Origin of the sequence: Oceanospirillum sediminis (assembly GCF_014164585.1) — a bacterium.
In the GTDB taxonomy this organism is placed as follows: domain Bacteria; phylum Pseudomonadota; class Gammaproteobacteria; order Pseudomonadales; family Halomonadaceae; genus Oceanospirillum; species Oceanospirillum sediminis.
In genome coordinates this window covers 1-445 of record NZ_JACJFM010000140.1, presented here as the reverse complement: position 1 = coordinate 445, position 445 = coordinate 1, and the positions used below count along the sequence as shown (strand labels likewise).

Here is a 445-nt window from a genome sequence, read left to right as displayed (position 1 = left end):
CGGAAGACGACGACTCGGAAGACGACGACTCGGAAGACGACGACGCAGAAGATAATGTGTCCGATCACGTCAATACAACTCTGAAAAATCTGGGTATGGCTATCAAGGAGGCTCGTCAGTTCATTCTGGACCATAAAGATACACCTCATGTTATCCATGAAGCCATCGCAGCCTTCAAATTCTCAAATAAGGATATTGCAGACATTCTGGGAGATGATGTCAGTGAAGAAGATGTCGAAGACTATCTGGAAGATAGTGGGTTAGAGCCTGATGATTCGGATAACACCGACGATTCGGATGACACCGACGATTCGGATGATACCGACGATTCGGATGACACCGACGATTCGGATGATACCGACGATTCGGATGACACCGACGATTCGGATGACACCGACGATTCGGATGACACCGACGATTCGGATGACACCGACGATTCGGATGA

At 48.5% G+C, this 445-nt stretch carries 1 protein-coding gene; it reads left to right on the top strand.

The genetic code is table 11. The features are described 5' to 3' along the window. On the top strand, window positions 1-445 hold a 445-nt coding region (locus H4O21_RS24260), incomplete at both ends, for a hypothetical protein (RefSeq protein ID WP_220495860.1).